The sequence below is a fragment of the Alcaligenes sp. Lyrl_28 genome, assembly GCF_051948705.1.
Lineage (GTDB): Bacteria > Pseudomonadota > Gammaproteobacteria > Burkholderiales > Burkholderiaceae_B > Alcaligenes > Alcaligenes ammonioxydans.
Genome location: NZ_JAYJLG010000004.1, coordinates 200,795 through 225,259, shown reverse-complemented (window position 1 = coordinate 225,259; position 24,465 = coordinate 200,795). Strand labels below are relative to the sequence as shown.

The following is a 24,465-nucleotide window of genomic DNA, read 5'->3' as shown; positions in this document are numbered from 1 at the left end:
CCTGATCCCAGGTATTTGCCATGACTTCTACTCCAGTTTCCCGTCGTCGTTTTATCGGTATCGTGGCCGCGACCAGCGCACTGACTTGCGTGCCCTGGGCCGTCAAAGCGATGCAAGCGGTCCCTACCCCGCTCAGCTCCTGGCAAGGTGTGGCTTTGGGTGCGGACGCACAACTGCATATCCACCACCCCGACCCGGTTTTTGCACAGACCTTGATCGATCAAGCCTTGTCCGAAGTGCGACGACTGGAGCGAATATTCAGCCTGTATCAGGAAGACAGCGCCTTGCGACGCCTGAACCGCGACGGCTATCTGAAGCAAGCCCCCGGTGATCTGACGCGTCTGCTACAGGAATCACAACGACTTAGCGCGCTGACCGACGGGGCTTTTGACCCGACGGTGCAAGTACTCTGGGAACTGTATAGCCAAGCGGCCCAAGGCAAGGGCAATCAGGCGGCTGTCCCAGACGCAGCCCAGATCAGTCAGACACTGCAACAAGTCGGCCACCAGGCCATACTTATTCAGGAGGACTCCATCTGGCTGCAGCGGCCAGGCATGGCCTTAACCCTGAACGGTATTGCCCAAGGCTATATTACCGACCGCATCACCGAGCAGCTCAAACAGGCAGGGCTGGAACACGCCCTGATCGACATGGGAGAGATACGCAGCGTCGGCCTGGCTCCGGGCAATCGTCCCTGGCGGGTTGGTCTGACAGGGGACCCGGCAGAGCCAACCCGCCTCTTGAATCTGGACGTACGCAATCAGGCCGTCAGCACTTCGTCGGGCGCGGGAACCGCACTGAGCCATGATGGCTCTGTCACTCATCTGTTCAACCCGGCCAATGGACAGGCTCGACCCTTGTATCGCAGTGTCTCGGTCGTGGCGGGCAACGCCACCATTGCCGATGCCTTGTCCACGGCGTTCTCATGGATGTCGCCCCCAGCGATTGCGCGGGTTCTGGCCAGCGACCCCGGTTTGCAGGCATGGGTCCTACCCTATGATGGCAAACATCTGATGCCGATCCATTCGTAAACACCCCGTCAAACCCGCTTACCAGGGGGCGCTCAAGCCCGACAAAGCCTCGTACAATGGCGGTTTCGTCTACCGCAGGCCTAATCCCCATGTCCGTGAACTGTCCAAGCCTTCCCTCTGCTGCCCCTTTGCCCAGTCTGCCAGAATGGACCGGGTTTTGTGAGGCGGCGCGTCAATCCGATCGCTACGCACTGGACCTGCACTGCCTGAAGGCAGCGGGCCTGCAAGTGGACTTGAGTGGGCAACGGCACTCGCCAGAACTACAGGCGGCCGGAGCCGCACTACTGGCCGCCCGCCATTTCGATCAGGCTCGCACACAATTGCTGAGCGGTGGCATCGTCAACAATACCGAGCAGCGCGCCGCCTGGCATAGCGCCCTACGCGCCCCTGCCCCCATCGCAGACGTGGCCAAGGAACGTGAACGCATGAACGAATTCGTGCGTGTCGCTGACTCCGAGCGCCGCTGGCGCAACATCATCCATATCGGCATTGGCGGCAGCGACTGGGGCGTGCGGCTGTCCTTGGCTGCCTTTGGCTATCGTCACAGCTGGCGCAATGTGCGCTTTCTGGCCAATATCGATGGCCATGCGCTAGAACATGCCCTATCGGGCATGGACCCGCATGACACCCTGATTGTCATTGCCTCCAAATCCTTCACCACCACAGAGACCTTGAAAAACGGGCAACGCGCCCTGGAATGGCTGCAGGCTGCCGGCGTCGCCAACCCCTATGAGCAGATTGTGGCCGTTACCGCCCGTCCGGACACCGCCGCACGCTGGGGCGTGCCGCAAAAACAAATCTTTCAGTTCTGGGATTGGGTCGGTGGGCGCTTTTCACTCTGGTCTGCCGTCAGTCTGACCACTGCCCTGGCCGTCAGCAGTGATGTGGTGGCCGGGATGCTGTCAGGCGCGGCTGCCATGGATCAACATTTCCAGGAAGCCCCCATTGCCTCCAACGTGCCCGTGCAAATGGCTCTGGCGGGGGTGGTCAATCGCAGTGTACTGGGCTATGGCTCACTGAATATTTCGCCCTACGATTTTCGCCTTGGCAATCTGGTCCCCTACATCCAGCAATTGGATATGGAGTCCCTGGGCAAATCCGTCACCACCGGCGGAGAGCCCGTAGGCGTCGCCACGGGCGCAGCCGTCTGGGGTCTGGCAGGAACCGACGCGCAGCACACCTTTTACCAGTGGCTGCACCAGGGCAGCGACGGCGCTCCCGTTGACTTTATTGTGTGCCAGCAGGCGGATCACCATCAGGCCGAGCACCATCATCTGTTGTTGGCCAATTGTCTGGCCCAGCGCGAGGCGCTGATGCGCGGCAAAACCTACGAACAGGCCCTGGCCGAATGCGAGCAGCAGGGCCTGGGCGAACAGGCCGCCGAGCTTGCCCACCACCGTGTCCACTCGGGCGGACGCCCCAACACGCTGATCGTGCTGCCACGTCTGAACCCGTTCTCACTGGGCGCCTTGCTGGCCTTGTACGAACACAAGATTTTCGTGCAGGCCCTGATCTGGGGTATCAATCCCTTCGATCAGTGGGGCGTGGAATACGGCAAAGTATTGGCCAATGGGATTTTGCAGGAGCTGTCTGGAGAAAAAGAGATCTCTGCCACCCATGATGCGTCTACCCGGCATTGGATAGACGTTTTCAAACGTTGACTCCAAGCAGGTGCTCACGGCGTCTGCTTGAACATTACCCCACTCAGACACATCCATTCCCGCGCCAGATCATGAATTGCCGTATCCCGGTGCGGCATTCGGATCTGGTCCTGCGCAGAGTTCCAGATAAAGTAGTCCACGTCCCCGCAAGGCGTGCCCAAGGCCGCGTAGACCGAGGGCATGATGGGAACGTGATCGCCATACCAACATAGACTGGTGGGCCGCGGGGAGGCGCTCAGGGCAGTGCGCAAACGCCCAAGCATGGCATCGGCATTGCGAAGATGCCGCAAATAAATGGTCAGATCCTCGCAGCCTTGCGGGGGAGCTTGATGGTACAAGGCCTCGATATCGCCCGCCGCGACCTTTTCCAGATGCAAAGGCCCATGATTTTCCATCGTAATCACGTGGATGAATACCGGCCCCTGGGCCTGCTCCAAAACCGCCGCGACTTTATCAGCGACCGCCAGATCGCCGATGTAAGGGCCTGTGCGCTGCACATCGGCAAAAGCCTTGATGTCCAGAAACTCGTCAAAACCAAACAGCGGAAAGACGCGATGGCGTTGATAAAAACTGGCGGGGTAAGGATGAATGCAAATCGTGCGGTAGCCTTGCTGCTTTAACCAGGATGCCAAGGTTGCCACCGACCAGCCAGCACAGACGGCCCGATAGGGATTGAAGCGGTGTACGCCCAAGGCCCTGTTTTCAATACCGCTTAAAAAGGAAAACTCAGAACGCACGGTATTGGCGCCCCAGGCGGGCACCTGCAAATATCCGCTGGCCAGTGCTTCGGCTTTGAACCGGTCAAACTCTGCCAGAATATCTGGCCGAATCCCGTCAGAAAGGCGCCGGGCATCAAAAAAAGACTCACTTTGCACAGAGACAAGATGGGGGAGATCCGCCAGAGAATCAGACCGGGTCAGGGCAGACGTAGTCGACGAAGCGGAACGTTCAAAAGGGGAAGACAAGCGTGGATGCTCCCGCCCTTGCTGCCAGTAGCGCCAGAAGCTGGCTAACAGCCCCAAGGCCTGCACGTCCTGCTCGGGCGCAATCTGCACCATCAATCTCGCCCTGTCTCCCCACAACAGCAAACCCAGACTCAGCACAGCCAACACGGCCAAGGCACCCCACTGCGCCGTCCAGGCCGCTCGCACATCAGGCACAGCCTCCAGCCACAGGCCAATGATCAAAGCAGCAATAAAACCCGCCGCCGCCAGAAAGAATTTGCCCCATCCCAGAAAAGGAATATAGAGCCGGGGGTGACGCATCGCATCCGTGAAATACTCATAATCCTGAAACACAAAGGCTTCACGCAACGCCTTGAACTTGGCATTGCTTACCACAACCAGCAGCAGGAAAAACGCGCACAGCAAGGCCGTGGCAAAAATAGGCCGCCCCAGCACAAAGACCAGCACGACATACGCCAGGCCATACAAACCAATATGCAAAGCCCAGGCCGCTGCAAGACGACGCAAGCGGGCTGCCACGCTCCAGCCCCACTGTCAGAGCCAGCCCCGACAACGCAGCCAGGATTGCAGTGGTTGTACTCCTTGTGCATGCCTAGATCTCGAACAGGGTGTGCCGGGATACCTACACTCGCGAAGCAAACCCTTAGCTGAGCTGGTTGTTGCCGATTGCAGGCTTTGTCGTCGGTTGGCACTATCTGCGGATGAGGCAGCCCGTGACAACACTCTTTACGCTTGACATCGAACACAGTTACTCAAGTGTCGAAGACGGCCGTCGACCGCCAACGGTGCCGGCAAAGTCGGTAACGCGCCGCACTTGAACGCGAGAACGACGTGGCATTCTGACCGGGACAACAGACCCGCCCCCCCTTCCCGCCTTCCCTGGTCTTCTTTCGAAGCGAAACTGTTCCCCTGCAGCGCCACTTAGGAGGGCTGCGACCGTTGATCATTCAGCACCGCAGAAGAAAATGGCCCGCCGAGGCGGGCCGGGATGGCGTCAATCGATCACCGCGAAGAAGGCGTTTTCCTCGGCGTACTCGCCGGTGAAATCGCGCAGGGCGTGATACGTCTTGGCCAGGTCGTCGCTACGGTATTGGCTGAACAGTTCGCAGAGGGCGTACAGCATCGCCACGATGCCGGTGCCGTCTACCAACACGGACCGATCGCTACAACTCATCGGCCAGGCAATGCGAAGCGTCTCTTAGCAAGCGGGGTACGGAAACCAGCTATCAAGTAAACATTGAGTGACCAACTACCAGCCCACCGCCCGCAAAAGTAACTACACAGCGTTCCACCAGCTTCGTTCGTGCTTCATTCCTACACTCCCTCGACCGCCCGTGAGCAAGGTTAGAAAGAACGGAGAGATTATGGTCGATATAGACCTACCACAACACCCTGACACCCAGACGACCAGTTACGCCGTGACCGCCAAGACTATCCAAGGAACGATTGTAATCGCCAGAAGCGAATACACTAATCCGCTTCGACAACTTACCAGACACTCCTAAGCCAATTTGAGCCCATGTGTTGCCCAACTCCGTATTCATAGAAACTGGGTTTTTTCCATCCAAGCTGGTAAACGTAGTTCGGCTGTCGGCACCTATTTTTTGCCAAAGATTTGCACGCGCCCAATATGTAACTTGCTCATCGCTTCGGTCATTGACCCCATAAACCAGCCTCGCACCGGCGCGGGCGTAACCAGCGTTCGTATCACCAAACTGGATTCGACCATAGTTGTCGCTCGTGTCGTTTAAAGAGATATGCTGATAAAGAAATTGAGCCTGTGGTTCAAGTGACCAGCGCGCTCCCAGTGCTATGGGATATCCCACCTCGATAGATGCAACCGCTCCATATCCCGTAGTTGTCGAGCGCTCCCCCCCCGTCGAGTTGGCTTTTACGTCATGGTAATACGTGCCCTGCAGTACACCATCAACGTACTCACCACCTTGGCCCTTGCGCGTCCAGTAACCACCAAGCGAGAAGCCATTCATTGATGACCGACCTGCTTTTCCAGCTTCCGCTCCTTTCACATCTGCAGAAATCGTTGCTGCGCCAAAATAGATGCCCGCAATGTCTCTAGTACCAGCGGAATTTTGAGTCCGGTAAAGGTCCTGCCCAACCTGGACGCCGGCCACATCATACGTAAAGGCCGGCCCCTGAACTGCAAACGAGTCGTATCCGCTCTTACCGGATTTGCCTATTTCACCGATCACACGGCTCCAACTTGCGTTGCGATCTTCAAATTGCCGCGAAGCGTAATCTTCGCCGTTGCGATCATGATAGGTGCCCAACATGGCCACACCAAACTTGTTGGCAATCGAAGGAATCGCCATATTCAGTGGTACTTCCACGCGATACTCAGGTCTCCCTGGTTTTTCGGGACTCACCGGGCGATCTGGATCCACTGGTTTTTCGGGACTCACCGGGCGATCTGGATCCACTGGTTTTTCGGGACTCACCGGGCGATCTGGATCTACTGGTTTTTCGGGACTCACCGGGCGATCTGGATCTACTGGCTTTTCGACACTAGCAGAGCGCAAGTACCATGAATCCTTGTCCACGCTACCTCCTCTGTACAGCCTGTACTCATAAGCACCTGCTGCAACACGACCCGCCAAGGAAAATGCCCCAGACTCGGTGGAGCCACCATTCACCACCTCCACGACCTGGATGCCGTCTCCAGAAGTGAGCGCCCCACCGCCACCTGAGTTCGTGACAGTTAATGAAGTGCTACCGCTTGCACGCCCGCCGTCGATAATTAGCTTATCAGAGGCAGATTCACTTCCGGCCAACCAAGTATTCAACGCGATTGAGCCTCCCGCCCCAACATAACTACCAACTCTCAACTCCTTGTATTGCGTAGCAGCAGCACCGTCGACTGGCGCAGAAAACGCAACGTGACTCGCGAGATTGTTGAGCGAGGTCAGCGAGGAATCGCCCGTCATATCCCAGCGGCTACCATCGCTAAGCGTCAACCTTGATACCCCATTCGCCGGATCCTTCACTGCCGCACCAGAAATATACGATTGATCTTGAGCGACCAAATCCAGATGCCCTTGAGCGTCTATCGCGACACCATTCACACCGACGAGACTAGACCGCGTTAAAAACGCTTCTAACGAACCCGCGGCAACTTTCATGGCGCTACCGGTAGCACGAACGGCACTGTCCGTCATACGAAAAGTATTTGAATCCCCCGAGGCAGAAAACCTTCCTAGAATGCCATGAGAACCCGCACCCGATGTTTCCACAGTCGAATGATCAAGTATGACAGTCCCCTTAGACAACAGCTCCACGCCTGCCGATCCCGCTCCGCCAGTGGAAACAAGAGAGGAATTCGCATTAATGGTACTGGATCCGTTTGAATACAGCCCACTTGAACCTGCACCATGTGTTTCAATTACGGAATCATTTACATTGATCTCGGCCGTGAAGAAGGCGCGTGCACCATACGCAGTATTTCCCGACGTCGAGACTTTAGTACCCATCGTATTTACCACGCCTGTAGCTTCCGCCGACAAGCCATAGGATTTATCACCGCGCGTTTCAATCATTCCGCCGGTTAACGCCACGGTGGAACCTTGCTGAAACGCAACGACACCATCCGAGTTCACGCCCTGAGTAAGAATGTGTACCCCATCCGCCGTAGCATTGGCTTTTACGCCCGTCGCATTTGCAGTGGCCATCAAACCCGCAGCGTTGAATCCCGATGTGCGGATCTCACTGTCCTTAATGGACAGCCCCCCCCCCGCTTCCGCACGTGCGCCAACGGCATTGTCACCACTGGTTTCTAGAGTACCACCATCAAAACTAATAATACTTTTTAGATGCGCAAAGAGCCCATGGGCATTAGTTCCGGATGTTTCAACGGAAGTTTGGTTCGCGCTTATGCTTTTATCCGATACCGTAGGCGCATAGGTGGAGAAGATACCGTAAGCACTGACGCCTTGAGTCTTCACAACAGCAGATTCGAATTGGGCCAGGCTACCGCCGGTGACCCACGTACCGTAAGCAGACAACGATGCAGTGCCGTCAAGAGCAGTGGTTTCAATGCTCCCGCCCTTCATACTAAACGTACTTGCAGTGTCGACTACCACTCCCCGTGATTGGGATCCCTGCGTTTTGATCGTAGTGTTTTCGAGCGAGACCTGGGACCCCACTCCCGAACCATCACCCACTGCCATCATGCCTGGTGCGTTTTGACCCGTCGTAATTACATTGCTGTCGGTCATTTTAATGATGCCGCGCTGAGCACTCACACCGCGAGCACCGCTACCTCCGGTGGAGATGTTAACCCCTGTCAATTCCATCGCGCCGTTCGACGCCGCGACCGCCCCATGTGCGGAATTGCCCAAGGTCTTTACGTTAACATTTTGCGCGATTATTCCCGTTTGGTCTTGCGCCGGAGCTGTAAACGCGTAAAGCCCGTACGCAAAATCTCCTGAAGTAGTTACCGAAGTTTCACGCAAGTCAGCCAACCCTTTCCCCGTCACCCAGACGCCGTAGGCAGCAGAGCTACTAGTACCCAAATTCGTGGTAGTTTGAATTGACCCACCGGTGATTCTTATCTTGCCGCCGGTTTCCAGCTTTACACCAGCGGCCCCCTGCCCACTAGTAGTGATTGTGAGCCCAGAGCCATCGACCGCAGACCCTGAGTTTCGTACGAGAACGCCGATACCCGCGGTACCGACACCACTTGTATCAATATGCGTATCCGGCGCAAGGACATGCAAAGTACCGTCCGTGACCGATAGGCCTTGCGCGTATGAGCCTAGTGGCGACATCGCTAGTAGACATGCAATTGTTAATCGCTTATGATGGGTTCCTGTGGGCAGAGACTTCATACGGACTCCTCAGATAAAAACCATTAATTAAGACCCCTTTTTAGACTCTAACTATTTATTGAAACATAGCTCTAACATCGCTAGGCCTTCGTAGCCTCGGCTCCGTTGATATAGGGTCAACCCTAATAATATAGTGGACAATTGCACCGCAGGTCTGTAAAATTTGCCTGAAGACAAGGTCGTCTTTACATTATTTAAACTTTTGACTTTCTCAAAAATCCAGCCCAACGTGGCCGCTCATAGAGAGGACGGCTGAGAATTGTCGCCACAGGCCAGGCTGGACAAAATGTTCGCGCGTCAAACCCGTTGATCGTTGAAATACCGACATACGATCGCCAGCCGACAATTCGAACTTGGCTACATTGCCCCGGGTGAGTATAAGAAACAAAGCCCAATGAACGGCACCTACAACCGAAACGACGCGCACAGGTTGTCCCTCAAATTGCGCGAGCATCTAACGTCTTGGGCGCGGGCACATCTGAGCGACTACGTTTCACTGTCGGTAGCCGTCGTCTATCGCATTGAAGATCGGCAGCTAGCTGTAGACGTTGGCTGAACTGAGCCTAACGAAATAAAGCCAACAGAGCACGTCAAAGCATGGCGAACAGCAAGCGCGGTTAGATGAGCTCTTTGGAGCGCGCGAACTGAAGGCCCGAACGCCTGCCTTGACGGGCATCGTTGGCGGGCGGCATGACGCCGATAGGGCAACCTGCAACACCTTGCAGATCGGCTCGACCCCGTAGACGTCCCGGTACCGGTCGATATAGGCGTTTACTTCTTCAGTTCGCGGTCGAGCGCCGCCTGGGCGAAAAAAGCACTGGTCGACTTCAAGGGGCTTGTCAGAGATTTCGTGTTTAAGGCATAACATGCACTCAAGGAGTGATTATGCCCCGCAAGACGAAGACCCCACCGCCGGTATTGCCGGTTATCCCAGCTGAACTGCTTGAACAGTTCGGCAATGGCCCGATGACAGCCGAAGGGGGGTGTCATTAATTCCGTGTTCAAGGCGAGTTGAACATCAGGCGGTAGGCCGGATGAATCGTTCTTCATAAAGGATAGCGAATTGGTTCATGGCTGTCTTCCAATCGTGGCCGGAGCGACTCCATTTGGCGGTGATATTACGTAGTGCCTGCCAGATCAGCTTGGTAGCCGCCTCGTCACTCGGGAAGTGGCCGCGTGTCTTGATGATCTTACGCAATTGTGCGTTGACGTTCTCAATGGCATTGGTCGTGTAAATAACCTTTCGCACCGCTGGCGGCAAGGCAAAAAAAGGAATAACTCGGTCCCAGGCGTGACGCCAGGCGGCAGTGACCGTTGGGAACTTTTGTCCCCAAGGACCTTGAGCAAACGCTTCCAGTTCGGCCAAGGCCGCCTCCGCGCTGGGTGCGGTATAGATCGGACGGATAGCTGCGGCTAGTGGTTTACGATCCTTCCAGCCGGCGTAATCCAGGCTGTTGCGAATCAGGTGGACGATGCAGGTTTGCAGTGTCGTGGCCGGGAAGACGGCGGCCAGCGCCTCGGGCATGCCCTTGAGGCCGTCGGTGACAGCGATCAGGATGTCATTGACGCCGCGGGTCTTCAGGTCATTGAACACACGCATCCAGAACTTGGCACCCTCGGTGCTCTCGATCCACAGCCCCAGGATGTCGCGCGTCCCGTCAGCTTGTACGCCCAAGGCCAGGTAGACCGCCTTGTTGCGCACCACCGCATCCTCACGGATCTTGACCCGCAGGGCATCGAAGAACACGACCGGGTACATGACCTCCAGCGGCCGGGCTTGCCAGGCCGTCACCTCAGTCATGACCTCGTCGGTGACCGAGCTGATGAACTCGGGTGAGACCTCGGTGCCGTACTGCTCCAGCACGAACCCCTGGATCTCGCGCACCGTCATCCCACGGGCGTACATGGCAATGATCTTGTCGTCAAAGCCCGTGAAACGCCGCTCGTGCTTGGGAATCAGGATGGGCTCGAAACTACCGTCCCGGTCACGGGGAACCTCGATGCGGATCGGACCGTCCTCGGTCAGCAGCGTCTTGGCTCCCTTGCCGTTGCGCTGGTTGCTGAGCGCTGCGGGCTTGGCTGCGCCAGGCGAATAGCCCAGGTGGTGACTGAGTTCACCAGCCAGCGCTCGTTCAATCAAGGCCTTCTTCAAGGCCAGCGTCGCCGCATTGATCGCTTCGGCTGGAGCCTGTCCGTATTTCTGTGGGCGAGGCGTTTTAAAAGTTGTTATCCCCGCGCCGCCGTAAACCGTTCGCCGAACATGATAGCAAACTGGTTCATGGCGGCTTTCCAGTCGAAGGTTGCTCTGACGGACTTGGCCAGCACGTTGCGTAGCGCCAGCCATAGAAGCTTAATGGCGGCCTCGTCGGTGGGGAGGTGCCCTCGAGTCTTAATGATTTTACGCAATTGCATGTTCAAAAACTCTCGATGGCGTTGGTCGTGTAGATCACGCGCCTGATATCGGGCGGGAAGACGAAGAACGGCGTGACGTTCTCCCAGGCTCGCTGCCAGGCAGCGACGATCATCGGATACTTTACCACCCACGGTCCATCGGCAAACGCCTGTAACGCCTGCACGGCGGCCTGTTGATCGGGCGCAGCACGGCGGCCACCGCCTTGCGGTCCTTCCAGCCCGCGTAATCTAGGCTGTTGCGGATCAGATGCACGATGCAGGTCTCCACCGTCGTGCGCGGGAAGGCCGTGCCAATGGCGTCAGCCAGGCCCTTCAAGCCGTCACCCACGGCGATCAGGATGTCCTGGCACCCACGGGTCTTGAGCTCGTTGAAGACCTTGAGCCAGAACTTGGCCCCCTCGGTCTGCTCGACCCACAAGCCCAGCACGTCGCGCTGGCCGTCGGCCTGCACGCCCAGGGCCAGGTACACCGCCTTGTTGCTGACCCCGCCGTCGTCGCGGATCTTGACCCGCAGCGCGTCGAAGAAGACGACCGGGTACATCACCTCCAATGGCCGGTTCTGCCAGGCGATGGTCTCAGCCATAATCTCGTCGGTGACCGAGCTGATGAAGTCTGGCGAGACCTCGGTGTTGTAACTCTCGGCCAGGAACGCCTGTATCTCGCGCACGCTCATGCCCCGGGCGTACATCGCGATGATCCGGTCATCGAACCCGGTGAAGCGCCGCTCGTGCTTGGGGATCAGGATCGGGGCGAAGGAGCCGTCCCGGTCGCGGGGTAACGCCACCCGCACCGGGCCATGCTCGGTCAGTACCGTCTTGCCGCTGGCACCGTTGCGCTCGTTGGCCTGGCCTTCAGGCTTATCCTCGCCTGGCCGATATCCCAGATGCAGATTCATCTCTGCGGCCATCGTGCGCTCAATCACCGCCTTCTGGAACGACAGAAACAGGTCTTGAACCTCGCCGGGCGTCATCGGTCCCTTGATTAAATGGTCCAGCAACTCGGCCGGCACGTCAGGCAGTGGCCCACGGGCTGCTGCCTGAGCGGCGGCTGTACGTCTCTTTTTCATCGGCATCTCCATGGTCTTTAGTCCTTATGATATGCCCCGCACACAAAATCACGGATAGGCCCCTGTAGAACAACGGCTCAGACCAGATAAAACCAACCAGTCGTATCCAATGTACTCATTTTTGATACAAACTCGACCGCCTCGTGACGGGTGCAATACCTTTACCATGGCCGCGCAACAAGGATTGCGGGCTTACGCCTGACAATATGTGACCAAAGCAGTGTTTTCCCTTAGCCTGTACAAAAACGCCTGAATCAGGGCGTTTTTTTTCGGGGTTATCCCTCATCTATAGGCTGGTTCGCCTAGGCGCTATACGAATTGTCTTATGGCGCGCCTGTCGCACGCCGTTACATTGAGATGGCTACATCTAATAATTAATCCACTCTGGAGACATCTCATGGGTACGAACGCGACCACCGCACCCGTCGACGAACGATTACCGAATGGCAGGCTGGCTGCATTGGGCCTGCAGCACGTTTTGGTAATGTACGCCGGTGCCGTCGCGGTTCCACTAATTGTGGGCCGGGCTTTAAATCTGTCGTCTGAAGAAGTATCTATCCTGATCGCCGCAGACCTGTTTGTCTGCGGCATCGTATCCATCATTCAATCGATGGGTTTTACGCAGTACTTTGGCATCAAGCTGCCTGTCATGATGGGCGTTACCTTCGCTGCCGTGGGTCCCATGGTGTCCATGGCCCAGTCCAACCCCGGTCATGAGGGCGCTCAAATGCTGTTTGGCACCGTCATCGGGGCCGGGATCATCACCATGATCATTGCCCCTGCCGTGAGCCGGATGCTGCGTTTTTTCCCGCCGGTGGTCACTGGCACGATTATTGCCATGATCGGCATTACGCTGATGCGTGTGGGCATCAACTGGATTTTCGGCAATCCTGTCGGCCCGACTGCACCCAGCGTCATCAACCCCGACCATCTGGCCTGGATACAGCACGCCCAATCCGCTGCCGCCATGCCCGGCTCCGCCCTGCCACCGCCCCCGGAAGGACTGGCCTTGAAAGCCACCGTTCCCAACCCCCGTTACGCCAACCTGACAGGTCTGGGCATTGCGGCCATCGTACTCACATCGATTCTGTTGATTGCCAAATTCGCAAAAGGCTTTCTGGCTAACGTGGCTGTCTTGCTGGGTATTGTCATTGGCGCGGTTGTGGCCTCGGCCATGGGCATCATGACTTACGAAAAAGTGGCCAACGCGGCCTGGGTTGATCTGGTTCTGCCGTTTCACTTTGGCATGCCCAAGTTCAACATTTTGCACATTGCGACCATGACCCTGGTCATGATTGTGGTGCTGATTGAATCGACCGGCATGTTCCTGGCGCTGAGCGACATGACGGGCAAGAAGGTGGATCAGAAGGATCTGGCGCGTGGTCTGCGTACCGATGGTCTGGGCACCTTGCTGGGCGGTATCTTCAATACCTTCCCCTACTCCAGCTTCTCGCAGAACGTGGGTCTGGTCGCCGTAACGGGTGTGCGCAGTCGCTTTGTGTGCGTGGCAGGCGGCGTGATTCTGATTATTCTGGGCCTGCTGCCCAAGATGGCCGCCCTGGTGGAATCCTTGCCTACCGTGGTTCTGGGCGGTGCCGGCATTGTGATGTTCGGTATGGTCACCGCCACCGGCATCCGTATTCTGTCCGGCGTGGACTACAAGACCAACCGCAACAACTCCATGATTGTCGCCATCTCGATTGGCGTGGGCATGATCCCGCTGGTGGCGCCCAATTACATGCAGTGGATGCCCCACGCCATCCATCCGCTGATCGAATCGGGTATTTTGCTGACCTCGATGGCCGCCGTTTTACTAAACCTGTTCTTTAATGGCGCCAAAGAAGACACCCACGCAGCGGTAGAAGCCGCCAAACACGCCGAAGCGTAGTTAACGCCCGGCATGATTGAAAACCGGCCTGTTTGTTGTCATGATGAAAAACAGGCCGGTTTGATCGACACAGGTGCCCTGGGTCTGGGGGCCACCGCTCAAGGCCAAACGGGCCATACGGCGAACAGCGCTTGTCTCAGGAAGCAAAACGCCGCGCACCCGCCACACACAAGGCGGCCCCCATCGTGACCCAGATCATGCTGGCATTGACGGCCTCGCCCAGCAGGACCGCAGCCAATGCCAAGCCCATAAAAGGTTGCAGCAACTGCAACTGTCCGACTGCCGCGATGCCCCCCTGCGCCAGTCCTCGATACCAGAACACAAAGCCCAAAAACATACTGAAGACCGACACGTAGCCAAACCCCAGCCAGGCCGAGAGGGTGACCGTGTCAAAGCTGGCGGGCCAGAACCAGATCATCATGAGGAACATCAAGGGCAAGGACAGCACCAACGCCCAGCAAATTACTTGCCAGCCTCCCAGGCGGCGCGACAGACGCCCACCTTCGGCGTAGCCCATGCCACAGACCACCACCGCTGCCAGCATATACAGATCGCCTTGCCAGGCCGCTTCCAGCCCTTGCTGCGCGGCATAGCTCATCACCAGCAGGCAGCCCAAAACAGAGCATAACCAGAACACGGGTTTATGCCGTTCACCGGCCAAGACCACCCCAAAGAGCGCAGTGCACAAAGGCAACAAGGCGACATACACAATAGAATGCGCCGAAGTGATGTACTGCAGGGCCAGCGCGGTCAACAAGGGGAATCCCAGCACGACACCAAAACCGACCACGGCCAGGGACAACAGATCCGATCGCTGTGGCCGTGCCACGCGCCCCAGCAGCAACCAGACGCTGGCCAGCAACGCAGCCACGACGGCTCGCGCACCCGTCAGGAAAAATGGGTCCATACCCAGCACAGCGACCCGTGTAGCCGGTAAAGAACCAGCAAAAATCGCTACCCCCATAAAACCATTCAGCCAGCTGACCGCCTTGCTATCCATCGCTTTTTCTCCCCCAAAGAAGCTTGTCAGTACAACACAGCTATGCCAGGATACCCAGGCACAGTCCAGTACAGTTTTAAAAAACTGTATTGGCCTTTATCCCCATACACCGTGCCTAACCCTGCCTCATGCCTGCCTTGACCCGTATCGACCACCTCATGCAATCCGTGCGTGAACGCATCGCCGCACGGACCTATCCGCCGGGCACACGCCTGCCTTCTGTGCGGGCACACGCCCGTTCATCCGGCGTCTCGGTCTCTACGATTGTGGAGGCGTACGGCCGGCTGGCGGCAGAAGGGCTGATCGAAGCCCGGCCCGGCTCCGGCTTTTATGTGACGGCCCCTTTGGCCCCCCTGAGCCTGACGGCCCTGGAACCTGCACTGGACAGGGATATAGACCCTTTGTGGATCTCTCGTCAGTCTCTGGAGGCCGACGACGATGCACTCATGCCCGGCTGTGGCTGGCTGCCCTCGGACTGGATGTATGAACAAGGCGTGCGACGGGGGCTGCGCAAAGCAGCACGCAGTGCCAGCCAGGACCTGACGGACTATGGCTCACCCCTCGGTCTGGAGTCTCTGCGACAACGACTGGCCCGCCGTCTTGTGCAATCTGATATTGAAGTTGGGCCGCATCAAATCATGCTGACCGATTCAGGCACTCAGGCTATTGACCTGATTTGCCGATTTCTTCTGGAAGCAGGCGATACCGTGCTGGTGGACGACCCTTGCTACTTCAATTTTCACGCTTTGCTACGGGCGCACAGGGCCAACGTCGTCAGTGTGCCCTACACCCACCAGGGGCCGGATCTGACCGCTTTTGAAGCGGCACTTCAACAGCACAAGCCCCGCCTCTACATCAGTAATTCGGGGATCCACAACCCGACCGGAGCACGGCTTTCGGCCGCTACAGCGCACAGTGTTCTGGCCATGGCGCAGCGTGCCGACCTCTACATTATCGAGGACGACATTTTCGGCGATCTGGAAACGCGCCCTGCAACCCGTCTGGCGGCACTGGATGGCTTGTCCCGCGTCGTGCAAATAGGCAGTTTTTCCAAAACCCTGTCGGCGTCGCTGCGTTGCGGCTACATCGCCGCACAGGCGCCCTGGATAGAAAGTCTGGTGGATTTGCGCACGGCAACCAGTTTCAGCAGCAACCGCCTGGCTTCGCATATTCTGAACAGTGCGCTGGGCGACAGCGGCTATCGTAAACATCTTGAGCACATTCGATACCGGCTGTCCAAGGCCATGGACGTGACCCTGACACGCCTGGAGCAGCTCGGCCTCAGTGCGTGGCTACGCCCGCGCGAAGGCATGTTTCTCTGGGCCCGTCTGCCCGAAGGCCACGACGCCCTGAGTCTGGCTCGCGCCTGCCTGCCCCATGGCGTGATCCTGGCTCCTGGCCCCGTGTTCAGTCAAGCAGCGGATGCCGCTCAGTTCTTGCGCTTTAATGTTGCCCAATGCTGTGACACGCGTATTTTTACGGTGCTCAAGAACGCGCTTGATCAAGCGCGACCCGATTAAGCCCTTGAACAGTGTTCGCCCTCTTGCCACGGAAACGGGCAATGATGCTCTGCCGGGGGTGGGGGATTACAATCTGTTCTGTTGGGCGGCCCATGCGGACCGCCGCCACCGATCCCATTCCCATGTCCCCCAAAGACTTACGCGATTTATTCCTGCTGGCCGCCATCTGGGGCGGCTCATTTTTATTTACCCTGCAGGCGGTTCCCGACTTTGGCCCTTTCCCGCTGACCGCCGTGCGCGTCGGTGTCAGCGCCCTGGCCCTGATGAGCTATATCACCGTCACGGGCCGCCTGCCAGTGTTCCTGGCGAACTGGAAGCCCATTTTTGCGCTCGGGGTCCTCAATGCCGCCGCGCCTTTTTCCCTGTATGCCTTTGCGGCATTGCGGCTGGAATCGGGCCTGCTGGCGGTCCTCAATGCCATGGCACCCCTGTTTGGCGCACTGGTTGCCCGGGTCTGGCTCAAAGAACGCCTGACGCCCAGCCGCATTCTGGGCCTGTGCGTCGGCTTTTTAGGCATTCTGATTCTGGTGTACGACAAGCTCAGCTTTAACAAAGGGGCCGAAGGCTGGGCTGTCCTGGCGTCTTTGCTGGCCACTGTGTTTTACGGCATTGCCGCCAACTTCACCGCGCGCTATCTGCGCGGAGTCCAACCCCAGGCGGTCGCGGCTGGCAGCATGGTCAGCGCCACCCTGGTTTTGCTGCCCGCCGCCATGTACTGGTGGCCGGCTCAAACACCAGGCGTGCCCGCCTGGGGCGCGGCGCTGTCCCTATCCCTGTTATGTACCGCCGTTGCCTACCTGATTTTCTATCGTCTGCTCGCCAACGTCGGCCCCTCCAAAACCATCACAGTCACATTTCTGGTGCCGCCTTTCGGAGTGCTCTGGGGCGCCTTGCTGTTGGACGAAGCGCTGACCGCGCAAATGTTGATCGGCATGAGCACGGTCTTGTTGGGTACATTGCTGGCCACCGGTCTGATTGGCAGACGCAAGGCGGTCTAAGTCAGCCCCCACCGCCTTGCCCCACTCGTCAGCTAGTTGAACGCGTGTTTGACGCTGGCTGTCTGTCCTGATCGCACCCGTACCGTGCTGCTAAACGGCGGCAGGCCGGCATTTTTAATCAGGATGCGGTGTGTGCCGGCCGGCAAGGACAAGGACTTCAACGGCGGACTGACTCCCTGCTTGCGTCCATTGACGTAGATCTCGCCCCACGGCCGCACATCCAGCACGACGGTACCTTTGGCCGTGGGCGCCGCTTGCGTCGGTGCAACGGCTTCAGGCTTGGCAGTATCCGCAGGGGTCGGCTCAACCCGCGGTACACGGCTCGGCTCCTCGGACGCTTGCTCTGGCTGGGCTGGCTGCGATGGCAGGGCATCCAACCCAGCCGACATGCCTGATACCTGTACTGCCTCGGCAGCCGGCTCCACAGCCTGAACCCGTGCCTGCCCGGCTGACACGCTGGCTTGAGCCGACATGGGCGCCAACGATGGAATGGCATCGGTCGTAACAGGTTGCACCGCCTGAAGCGCGACTGGTCCGCCTTCCTGCCCCTGCCCGGACACGGCAGCGGATAACCCTGGCGGGGAAGACGGCTCACCCTCGCTCGAGGTGTTCGGGAGCGCCGCGACTGGCTCTGAAACGGCCTGTACGGACCCCTCTGCCGTCGGCAAACCCCGCAGATCCGCCTGGCCCTCCTGCCCTTTGGGAGCCGCCCCTCTGGAAAGGGTTTCGGCCATCAAGGCCTGGCCGCTCTCTGTGGTGGCAACAAGCGATCCTGACTCCTCACCGCCTGTGCTCCAGTACCCTACTGCCAGCCCTACCACCAGCAGCAAGGCCAAGCCGCCCAGCCAACGCCAGCCAAAGGCGCGGCGTTCGGTTCGTATGGGCAACACGGGCCGCGCCAGCGCTGTCTGCTCAGAGACAGAGGCAGACACCTGTCCTAACCTTTCCAGTCGTCGATACGACAGCATGGATTGCGGGCGCTGTACCCAGTCCAATGCCAAGCCCTGCAACATGGCCTGGGTGGGGCCATCCGCCTCCTCATCCATCCCCACCGGGTCCCTTAGCTGTCGCCAGGGTGCGGCCGTCAAGGGCGTGCCCGTCGTCAAGTGCCAGCGCAACGCGGCATAGCCGTAGACATCTGTCCACGGCCCAGCAGGCCGGGTCGGGTCGTCCACATACTGTTCAGGGGCCGCACAAGGCTCATCAAACGCCATGCCGTGAGCACGGGCCTGAGTCAGGTTACGCTTGTGCAGGACCTGCGCCAGCGCTTGTAACTGAACCAGGCCCTCGTCGGTCAATATCACCGTATCCAAACCTAACGCGCCATACCATTCCTGCCGCTCATGCAATTGGGCCAGTTGCAAGGCCAAATGCTCCAGAATAAGCAGCCGCTGGTCCAGCGACAAAGAATCCAGAACCTGCCCCAAAGGACGGCCCTGTCCATCATGGGCAGAAGTCGTTCGTTTCATGAAAGTTCTCACCAGGATTGAGAGAGACGGCCATCAAGATCGGCCGCTGTAACTGAGGTAAACAAGCGTCGAAACAGGGCAAGGCTCAACTCACCACGATGGGTCACGCTACGCCAGTTGGGGTTGTTCATCCCCAAACACCACCAGTAGCTGCGTTGAGAGCCGGGTTCCAGGCAAGGCTGTAACACCGCCCATGGGTCTTGCGGCACAGCTCCCCCGCGCGTGCCATACAACACATCCAGAATGTCCTGACCTGCCTCGCGTTGTTCCAGCCGGGCGGCAGCACTGTCAGCCAACAAGCCAGCAACCGGCAGCGCACGGCACAAGGTCTGGTCTACCTGCGTCGCGGCCCAGCAAAACCGCACCCCTTGCTGCAAGACCAGCCCCAGTTGCTCAACCAGACTGGCAAGAACAGGCAGACGAACGCGCTGACATTGCTCCAGATCCAAGGCCACCAGGGCACAGACCAGATACTCCCGTCCAACCCGGTCCTGACTGGGCATGATCGCGCCCGCCTGCACCCCGCCCTGAGGCAAGGACCTGACAAACCCCCAGACCGGAACGGCTGAGCCCGCTAGATTGACACCAGCCGGCTTAGTGAATGGACGAATCTGACTGACCCCACTACTGAACCAGCGCTCCCACGGCAGCAGAATCGAGTCGGGCATGCGTCTGCGCACGAAATCGCCCATTGCTGGAATCTTGCCGTACCACATCACGGCAAGGTTCGCGTCCAACTCATCGTTGAGCATCTCACTGGCTCCCCGGACAAGTAAACCCTCGCATTTCCGCCAGACGCCATGGATTTTTGGAACTGTTGGCCACCACATCCACGACAAACTGACGTCCGCCCAGGGCAAAGGACAGGCGCTGGGCACCTGCTGGTGCTCCTGGCACGACTTGCGCCTTGTCCAGCAAGCGCAACAGCGCCCACGCGCCAGTGGCCCTTATACCCGCCCCCTCGGACTGCGGTTGGGCCTCCAAGCTGACCTGACGGCCTCCTCGCGGCCCAGGCCACTGCACTCCCATCGCTACCTGGGGGCCATGCGCGTACCGCAACACCTGCCCATCCACATCCAGAAGCACTTGCGACAGTGCCGCATCCAGTTGCACCGGGGTGAATGCCAGATCAATACGTGGCTGAGTGCTTCCGGCTGGAAAAAACACGTCACGAATCACGGCGGCACGCTGAAACGCATCCAGATAACGGAAGCTGGCCGCCGCCTGCCCGTCTATTCCCGGCTTGAAACGCCAGCGTCCGCCCGACATATCCACCTGATGCATCAAATGCTCTTGAAAGAAAGCATCCATCAAGCCACCCGGTGCGAACAGACGAGCAAAGTCGTTAGGAGCAACATCCTGGCTGGATTGCCCCGCAAAGGGATAACGCCCTGCGATCGCGCTACGGCAAAACTGGCCCAAGGTGGCATCGAGCAACTGCCCCAGACTCGCTTGCGTGCGTGAGGCAATCTCGGCAGAGGCGCCTACCGAGAACTGGTCCAGCGCATCACGCAAAGGTCCGGGCAAACGCCCTGCCTCGGCCTGCAACTTGGTCAGCACATTGGACGGCGGCGGAGTTCCTGCACTGCGCAAAGCAGCATCCGAGGAGGTCAGAAAGGCATAGAACTCATCGAGCAGCTCCAACGTGCCATCAATGGGTGCAGGCGCGCCCCCCGTGCTGGAGGCCAGGCGGTGATAAGGCTCAAAGTGCTGATCCACAATCGCCTCGACCTGTTTGGCCTGAGGCTCATTACGACGGCTCCCCTCCAGACCGACGGGACCGAACATCTGTTCCAAGGCCTGGCGCGTATCGTCCAATCTCACCTTGGCCTGCGCACCCAGCGATGCTCCTTGCTGAGCATCCTCGCGCAACAAACGGGTTTGCAATGCCACTTGCTGCACCAGCTGTTTCAAGGGCGAGTCGGCCATGGACAAGGTACGGGCCAACTGAATGTTTTCCAGCAAACTGCCGCCTTGCAGCAGACGCAAATCCGCCAGATAGTCATCCCACACACGCACATAATCGAGCAGATACAGGCGGCGCAATTCCTGGCTGGCGGCCCGGCGCGCCGCCTCGGATTGGGCGGCGCCCGTGTCCAAGCCCAGAATCCAGCGATCATCCTCGCGCATCTGTCGCAACTCGCTGTCAATGCGCGGTTCGACCACCGTCCAGTACCCTTCGTAGGTGTACAAGCCGTCCACCCCTTCGGTTAAGGGCTTGCCGCTGGCACGCTGGAACACGGAAGCGGCATAAGGCCCCGCCATCCCCGCGACCGACATCGGCAACAAGCCGGGCGTGGCCGCCAACATGCGACGCATGCGGCTGTACGTGCGCTGCTCCAGGCTGATGCGCGCCAGCCGCTCCCGACTTTGCGCGATCAAAGCCTCATTACGAGGAAAGGGATTCAGTAGCAGACCGGCCTGGGTTACCGCGCGAACGTGGCTCTCCAGCCTGTCGTACTGCGACTGGGTAAAACCGGCTGGCAAGTCCTGCTTCAAACTGCCCAGCAACCAGGTCTGCAAATGGACAGCGTCATAGCGTCGCGTGTCGTAGAGCATCAGGTAAGCGCGCAAGGCCTCGTAACCATACTCCAGGTCCTGGGCCTGTTCGCTGCGCAGCACAGTTTCAATACGACGTGCCAGCAAAGGAGCCAGCAGCTTTTCCAAGGCCCGCTGATACACCGTATCCGCAGCGGCTTTCATCTTCTGGCCCTGATATAAACCCATGCGCCGCTCCAGCCCCGGTGCATCCAGAGAAAACTGATCGCTTTGCGGCAACAGCGACAACATATCGAGCAAAGGCAGCAACCCTACTGCCGGCGTGGTGTCCAGCACCTGTGTCTGATCCGCTTGTTGCTGGGCCTGGGGGATACGAGTCTCTACCTGTTCCACGTAAGCGCGATTCAGGAGAACGCTGCGGCCCCAGGCCAGCCCCAACAGCAGCACACCGGCCGCCACCAGACCGTAAACCAGAAAATGTCGCAGGCGCACGCGGCGCTCCCAGCGCTCGTCCCGGCCCGCCACGCCGGCCTCCTGAAAAATCAGTTCTTTGAGCAACTGGGTCAGAAAGTAGCTGCGGCCCTGGTTCGCCACAGGCTGAGCGTGATCCGCCTGTACATCCACCTCCAGATATTCGCGCAGGGGATCACGCACCTGATCCAGGCGCACCCCGCCTTGACGCCCACTGGTGAAGTACACGCCGCGCAGCAAAAGCGGTGCCTCGAATCGGGACTGGCTAAATACCTGTTCCAGAAACTCTTCCAGCACCGGCCCCAGGCGGGCAAACTGTTGCGGAAGCAGATACGCCTCGGCGCGTACACGTTCATCAGGCTGCTCGGCCATTACTGCGGCAAGGCCACGCTCCAGGCGCTGATGCAAGGCCTCATACTCGCGCCCATAGGTGTGAGACAAGGAAAACCCCGCCTCCCGCGCACGCTCATACGGCAGGGTAAAGCCCCAGACCTGTTCCAGCTCCTGGCGGCTGCAATGATCGAAATACTCCTGAAAACCCTGGAGCAAATCCATCTTGGTGACCAGCACATAAATAGGGAACTGAATCCCGAGCCGCTCGCGCAGCTCAGCCAGACGCTGGCGCAATACCTGTGCGTGGTCGTGACGTTGCTCCGGGGTACTGGACAACAGGTCCGGCACACTGATTGTCAGCAAGGTGCCATTGATCGGTTGGCGGCGACGGTAGCGCTTGAGCAGACCCAGAAACCCCCGCCACTCCTGCTCATCACCCACCGGATCACTCTCATGGGTGGTGTAGCGGCCTGCCGTATCCAGCAACACCGCTTCGTCGGTAAACCACCAGTCACAGTTACGCGTCCCGCCCACCCCGCGCAAGGAGGTTTTCCCATAGCGTTCCGACAAGGGAAACTGCAGTCCCGAATTGACCAGTGCCGTTGTTTTACCGGCACCTGGCGCCCCGATAAAGACGTACCAGGGCAACTGGTACACGTACTGACGTGACAAAAGGGAGCGCAGGCGCCCGCCCACATGCGAGCCGAAACGAATCCGCTTGAGCAATTCGATCGCTTCGTCAAACTGGCTTTGCAATGGATGGGAAGTGACGCTCACAGCCGCGGCCGCCGCCTTTGGCGCGGGACGGCTCAGCTGTCCCAGCAACTGCGCGTTCAAGCGGCCTTCGCGCCAACTGCGCCAAAGCAGACGCACCAGCCAGAACAGCAACACTGCCGCCATTGCTATCCAGCGTGACAGCTCGGTTTCCAGCGGCCGGGTCTGACCCACCGCCAGCAAGGGCCCCAGTACCCAGATCAGCACCAGCAGGATCACGACGCCCACAAAGGTCCAGACGCCGCGGCTAAAGACCAGATTCAACAGACGTGTCATTGCCCGGACTCCTTGCTCAAGGGCACGATGGTGATTTCCACCCGGCGATTCTGGGCACGACCCTGAGCGCTGCGATTGTCGGCCACGGGCGCGGCATCGGCCCGGCCTTGAGCACGCACGCGTTCAGGCTGGCTCAACCGCTCCTGCAGCACGGCTTTTACCGAGTCGGCGCGCGCCTGCGAAAGATGAAAATTAGATGGAAAGCGCACACTGCGTATGGGCACGTTATCGGTATAACCTTCTACCAGCACCAGCCCCGGCGCGGCCTCCACGCCATCGGCAATGCGTGCAATGACAGGCAGCAGCGGTGCGCGGACCTGGTCCGCTCCGGAGTCAAACAAACCGTCTCCGCGCAAGACAATGACACTGCGGTCGGCCTGGTCCCTGACGGTCAGCAGCCCCTCGGCAATCTCGGGAGCCAGCAGCTCTGCCAAGGCCAAAGGCGCAGGTGGCGTCACACCGGCTGGTTCGGTCAGCCCTTGTGTCTGCAAGGCTGGCAAGCGCAGGGCCACGATGTCCTCAAAGACCTGATCCGATTGCCGGTTGAGCAACAGGTTTGCGCCCAGATACATCAGCATGCACAGCAGCAGCGCCACGCAAACCGCAACCCAGATCGGCACCGGTAAGGGTTTGCCCACTTTTTGCGCCGGTTTGTCCCGCCAATGTGGAGACAGGGCTGTCGCCACTGTGGGGCCGTACTGACGCAAGCTCAGGTAAAGACGCTGACGCACCGTCTCCAGTTGGCTCGCTCCCTGCTCATGGACGCGGTAGCGGCCTTGAAACCCCAAGGCCAGGCAAAAATACATCAGCTCCAGCAAGTGCAAATGCGCAGCCGGGCTTTGCATCAGCTTGTCCAGAAGCTGGAAGAACTTCTCTCCCCCCCAGGTCTCGTTGTGAAAAGTGACTAGCAAAGTATGCGAGGACCAGACGCCCGCCTGCCCCCAAGGCGTCAAGGCCGCCGCCTCGTCCAAGGTCGTACACAAGCAATAACGGGCCGCCAAAATGGTCTCATTGGCTACGGGTACCGCCTGTGCGCGCAACTCGAACTGACGGATTTCAGCCACCAGCTTCGCACGCAAGCCCGCCGGGTCTGCATGGTGGGTGCTACGACGAATATCCGACACCATGACCAACAAGGGGTTGGCGGCCTCCAACAGGGGATTGGCGCCTTGAGCGATAAAGCGCGGTGCGTCCGCGCGCGATGGGCGCGGTTCGGGCACCGAGCCCGCGCCCCAGGAAACTGTCTCGTTCATAGCCATGC

At 58.9% G+C, this 24,465-nt stretch carries 13 protein-coding genes, 3 pseudogenes and 1 other annotated feature; of the genes and pseudogenes, 5 read left to right on the top strand and 11 right to left on the bottom strand.

Features of this window, described 5'->3' with window-relative positions:
- Positions 1–20 precede the first annotated feature (20 nt).
- Complete coding sequence (locus VF694_RS11660) at positions 21–1,031, top strand: FAD:protein FMN transferase (RefSeq protein ID WP_440164418.1); 1,011 nt, start codon at positions 21–23, stop codon at positions 1,029–1,031.
- A gap of 89 nt (positions 1,032–1,120) precedes the next feature.
- Positions 1,121–2,692, top strand: a complete 1,572-nt coding sequence (gene pgi, locus VF694_RS11655) for a glucose-6-phosphate isomerase (RefSeq protein ID WP_440164417.1) — start codon at positions 1,121–1,123, stop codon at positions 2,690–2,692.
- 14 nt (positions 2,693–2,706) lie between these two features.
- On the opposite strand, the gene VF694_RS11650 is transcribed toward pgi, so the two are convergent.
- From VF694_RS11650 to VF694_RS11625, 6 genes and pseudogenes are all read right to left on the bottom strand, one after another.
- Positions 2,707–4,176 (bottom strand): LTA synthase family protein, encoded by a 1,470-nt coding sequence (locus VF694_RS11650; RefSeq protein WP_440164416.1) that lies wholly within the window; start codon positions 4,174–4,176, stop codon positions 2,707–2,709.
- 475 nt (positions 4,177–4,651) lie between these two features.
- The gene (locus tag VF694_RS11645) at positions 4,652–4,843 is read right to left on the bottom strand and encodes an antirestriction protein (protein ID WP_440164475.1); all 192 of its coding nucleotides are present in this window, start codon (positions 4,841–4,843) and stop codon (positions 4,652–4,654) included.
- Between the two features lie 193 nt (positions 4,844–5,036).
- Positions 5,037–8,498, bottom strand: a complete 3,462-nt coding sequence (locus VF694_RS11640; RefSeq protein WP_440164414.1) for an autotransporter outer membrane beta-barrel domain-containing protein — start codon at positions 8,496–8,498, stop codon at positions 5,037–5,039.
- Between the two features lie 660 nt (positions 8,499–9,158).
- Positions 9,159–9,315, bottom strand: a pseudogene (locus VF694_RS11635) (IS3 family transposase); the annotation flags it as partial.
- Positions 9,199–9,315 (bottom strand) — a sequence feature (AL1L pseudoknot). (Overlaps the previous pseudogene by 117 nt.)
- A gap of 201 nt (positions 9,316–9,516) precedes the next feature.
- A pseudogene (locus VF694_RS11630) lies at positions 9,517–10,683 on the bottom strand (IS256 family transposase); the annotation flags it as partial.
- A 41-nt stretch (positions 10,684–10,724) separates the two neighbouring features.
- Positions 10,725–11,982 (bottom strand): annotated as a pseudogene (locus tag VF694_RS11625) (IS256 family transposase).
- A gap of 391 nt (positions 11,983–12,373) precedes the next feature.
- On the opposite strand from VF694_RS11625, the gene VF694_RS11620 reads away from it, so the two are divergent.
- On the top strand, positions 12,374–13,864 hold the full coding sequence (locus VF694_RS11620) for a nucleobase:cation symporter-2 family protein (protein WP_003805495.1): 1,491 nt from the start codon (positions 12,374–12,376) through the stop codon (positions 13,862–13,864).
- 136 nt (positions 13,865–14,000) lie between these two features.
- Here VF694_RS11620 and VF694_RS11615 read toward each other — a convergent pair whose 3' ends face one another.
- Entirely contained in the window at positions 14,001–14,864 is an 864-nt protein-coding gene (locus VF694_RS11615) for a DMT family transporter (RefSeq protein WP_003805493.1), read from the bottom strand.
- A gap of 128 nt (positions 14,865–14,992) precedes the next feature.
- Between VF694_RS11615 and VF694_RS11610 the strand changes: the two genes are divergently transcribed.
- Complete coding sequence (locus VF694_RS11610; RefSeq protein WP_440164411.1) at positions 14,993–16,384, top strand: PLP-dependent aminotransferase family protein; 1,392 nt, start codon at positions 14,993–14,995, stop codon at positions 16,382–16,384.
- A 92-nt stretch (positions 16,385–16,476) separates the two neighbouring features.
- Positions 16,477–17,382: a DMT family transporter gene (locus tag VF694_RS11605; protein ID WP_440164410.1), complete on the top strand. Its 906-nt coding sequence runs from the start codon at positions 16,477–16,479 to the stop codon at positions 17,380–17,382.
- A 32-nt stretch (positions 17,383–17,414) separates the two neighbouring features.
- Here the strand turns inward: VF694_RS11605 and VF694_RS11600 are convergent, their stop codons facing one another.
- From VF694_RS11600 to VF694_RS11585, 4 genes are read right to left on the bottom strand one after another with little or no spacing between them, the layout of a single operon-like run.
- A complete protein-coding gene (locus VF694_RS11600; RefSeq protein ID WP_440164408.1) occupies positions 17,415–18,851 on the bottom strand; it encodes a PEGA domain-containing protein in 1,437 nt (478 codons plus the stop codon).
- Between the two features lie 8 nt (positions 18,852–18,859).
- On the bottom strand, positions 18,860–19,603 hold the full coding sequence (gene tagF, locus VF694_RS11595; RefSeq protein ID WP_429644125.1) for a type VI secretion system-associated protein TagF: 744 nt from the start codon (positions 19,601–19,603) through the stop codon (positions 18,860–18,862).
- Between the two features lies 1 nt (position 19,604).
- On the bottom strand, positions 19,605–23,204 hold the full coding sequence (tssM, locus tag VF694_RS11590) for a type VI secretion system membrane subunit TssM (protein WP_336579964.1): 3,600 nt from the start codon (positions 23,202–23,204) through the stop codon (positions 19,605–19,607).
- Entirely contained in the window at positions 23,201–24,457 is a 1,257-nt protein-coding gene (locus tag VF694_RS11585) for a DotU family type VI secretion system protein (protein WP_440164406.1), read from the bottom strand. The genes tssM and VF694_RS11585 overlap by 4 nt, the downstream gene beginning before the upstream one ends.
- Positions 24,458–24,465 lie beyond the last annotated feature (8 nt).

Bases quoted from the DNA above. Each gene is read 5' to 3' on its own strand.
- VF694_RS11660 (WP_440164418.1), top strand. From the start codon at position 21: ATGACTTCTACTCCAGTTTCCCGTCGTCGTTTTATCGGTATCGTGGCC.
- pgi (WP_440164417.1), top strand. From the start codon at position 1,121: ATGTCCGTGAACTGTCCAAGCCTTCCCTCTGCTGCCCCTTTGCCCAGT.
- VF694_RS11640 (WP_440164414.1), bottom strand. From the start codon at position 8,498: ATGAAGTCTCTGCCCACAGGAACCCATCATAAGCGATTAACAATTGCA.
- VF694_RS11620 (WP_003805495.1), top strand. From the start codon at position 12,374: ATGGGTACGAACGCGACCACCGCACCCGTCGACGAACGATTACCGAAT.
- VF694_RS11615 (WP_003805493.1), bottom strand. From the start codon at position 14,864: ATGGATAGCAAGGCGGTCAGCTGGCTGAATGGTTTTATGGGGGTAGCG.
- VF694_RS11610 (WP_440164411.1), top strand. From the start codon at position 14,993: ATGCCTGCCTTGACCCGTATCGACCACCTCATGCAATCCGTGCGTGAA.
- VF694_RS11605 (WP_440164410.1), top strand. From the start codon at position 16,477: ATGCGGACCGCCGCCACCGATCCCATTCCCATGTCCCCCAAAGACTTA.
- VF694_RS11600 (WP_440164408.1), bottom strand. From the start codon at position 18,851: ATGAAACGAACGACTTCTGCCCATGATGGACAGGGCCGTCCTTTGGGG.
- tagF (WP_429644125.1), bottom strand. From the start codon at position 19,603: ATGCTCAACGATGAGTTGGACGCGAACCTTGCCGTGATGTGGTACGGC.
- tssM (WP_336579964.1), bottom strand. From the start codon at position 23,204: ATGACACGTCTGTTGAATCTGGTCTTTAGCCGCGGCGTCTGGACCTTT.
- VF694_RS11585 (WP_440164406.1), bottom strand. From the start codon at position 24,457: ATGAACGAGACAGTTTCCTGGGGCGCGGGCTCGGTGCCCGAACCGCGC.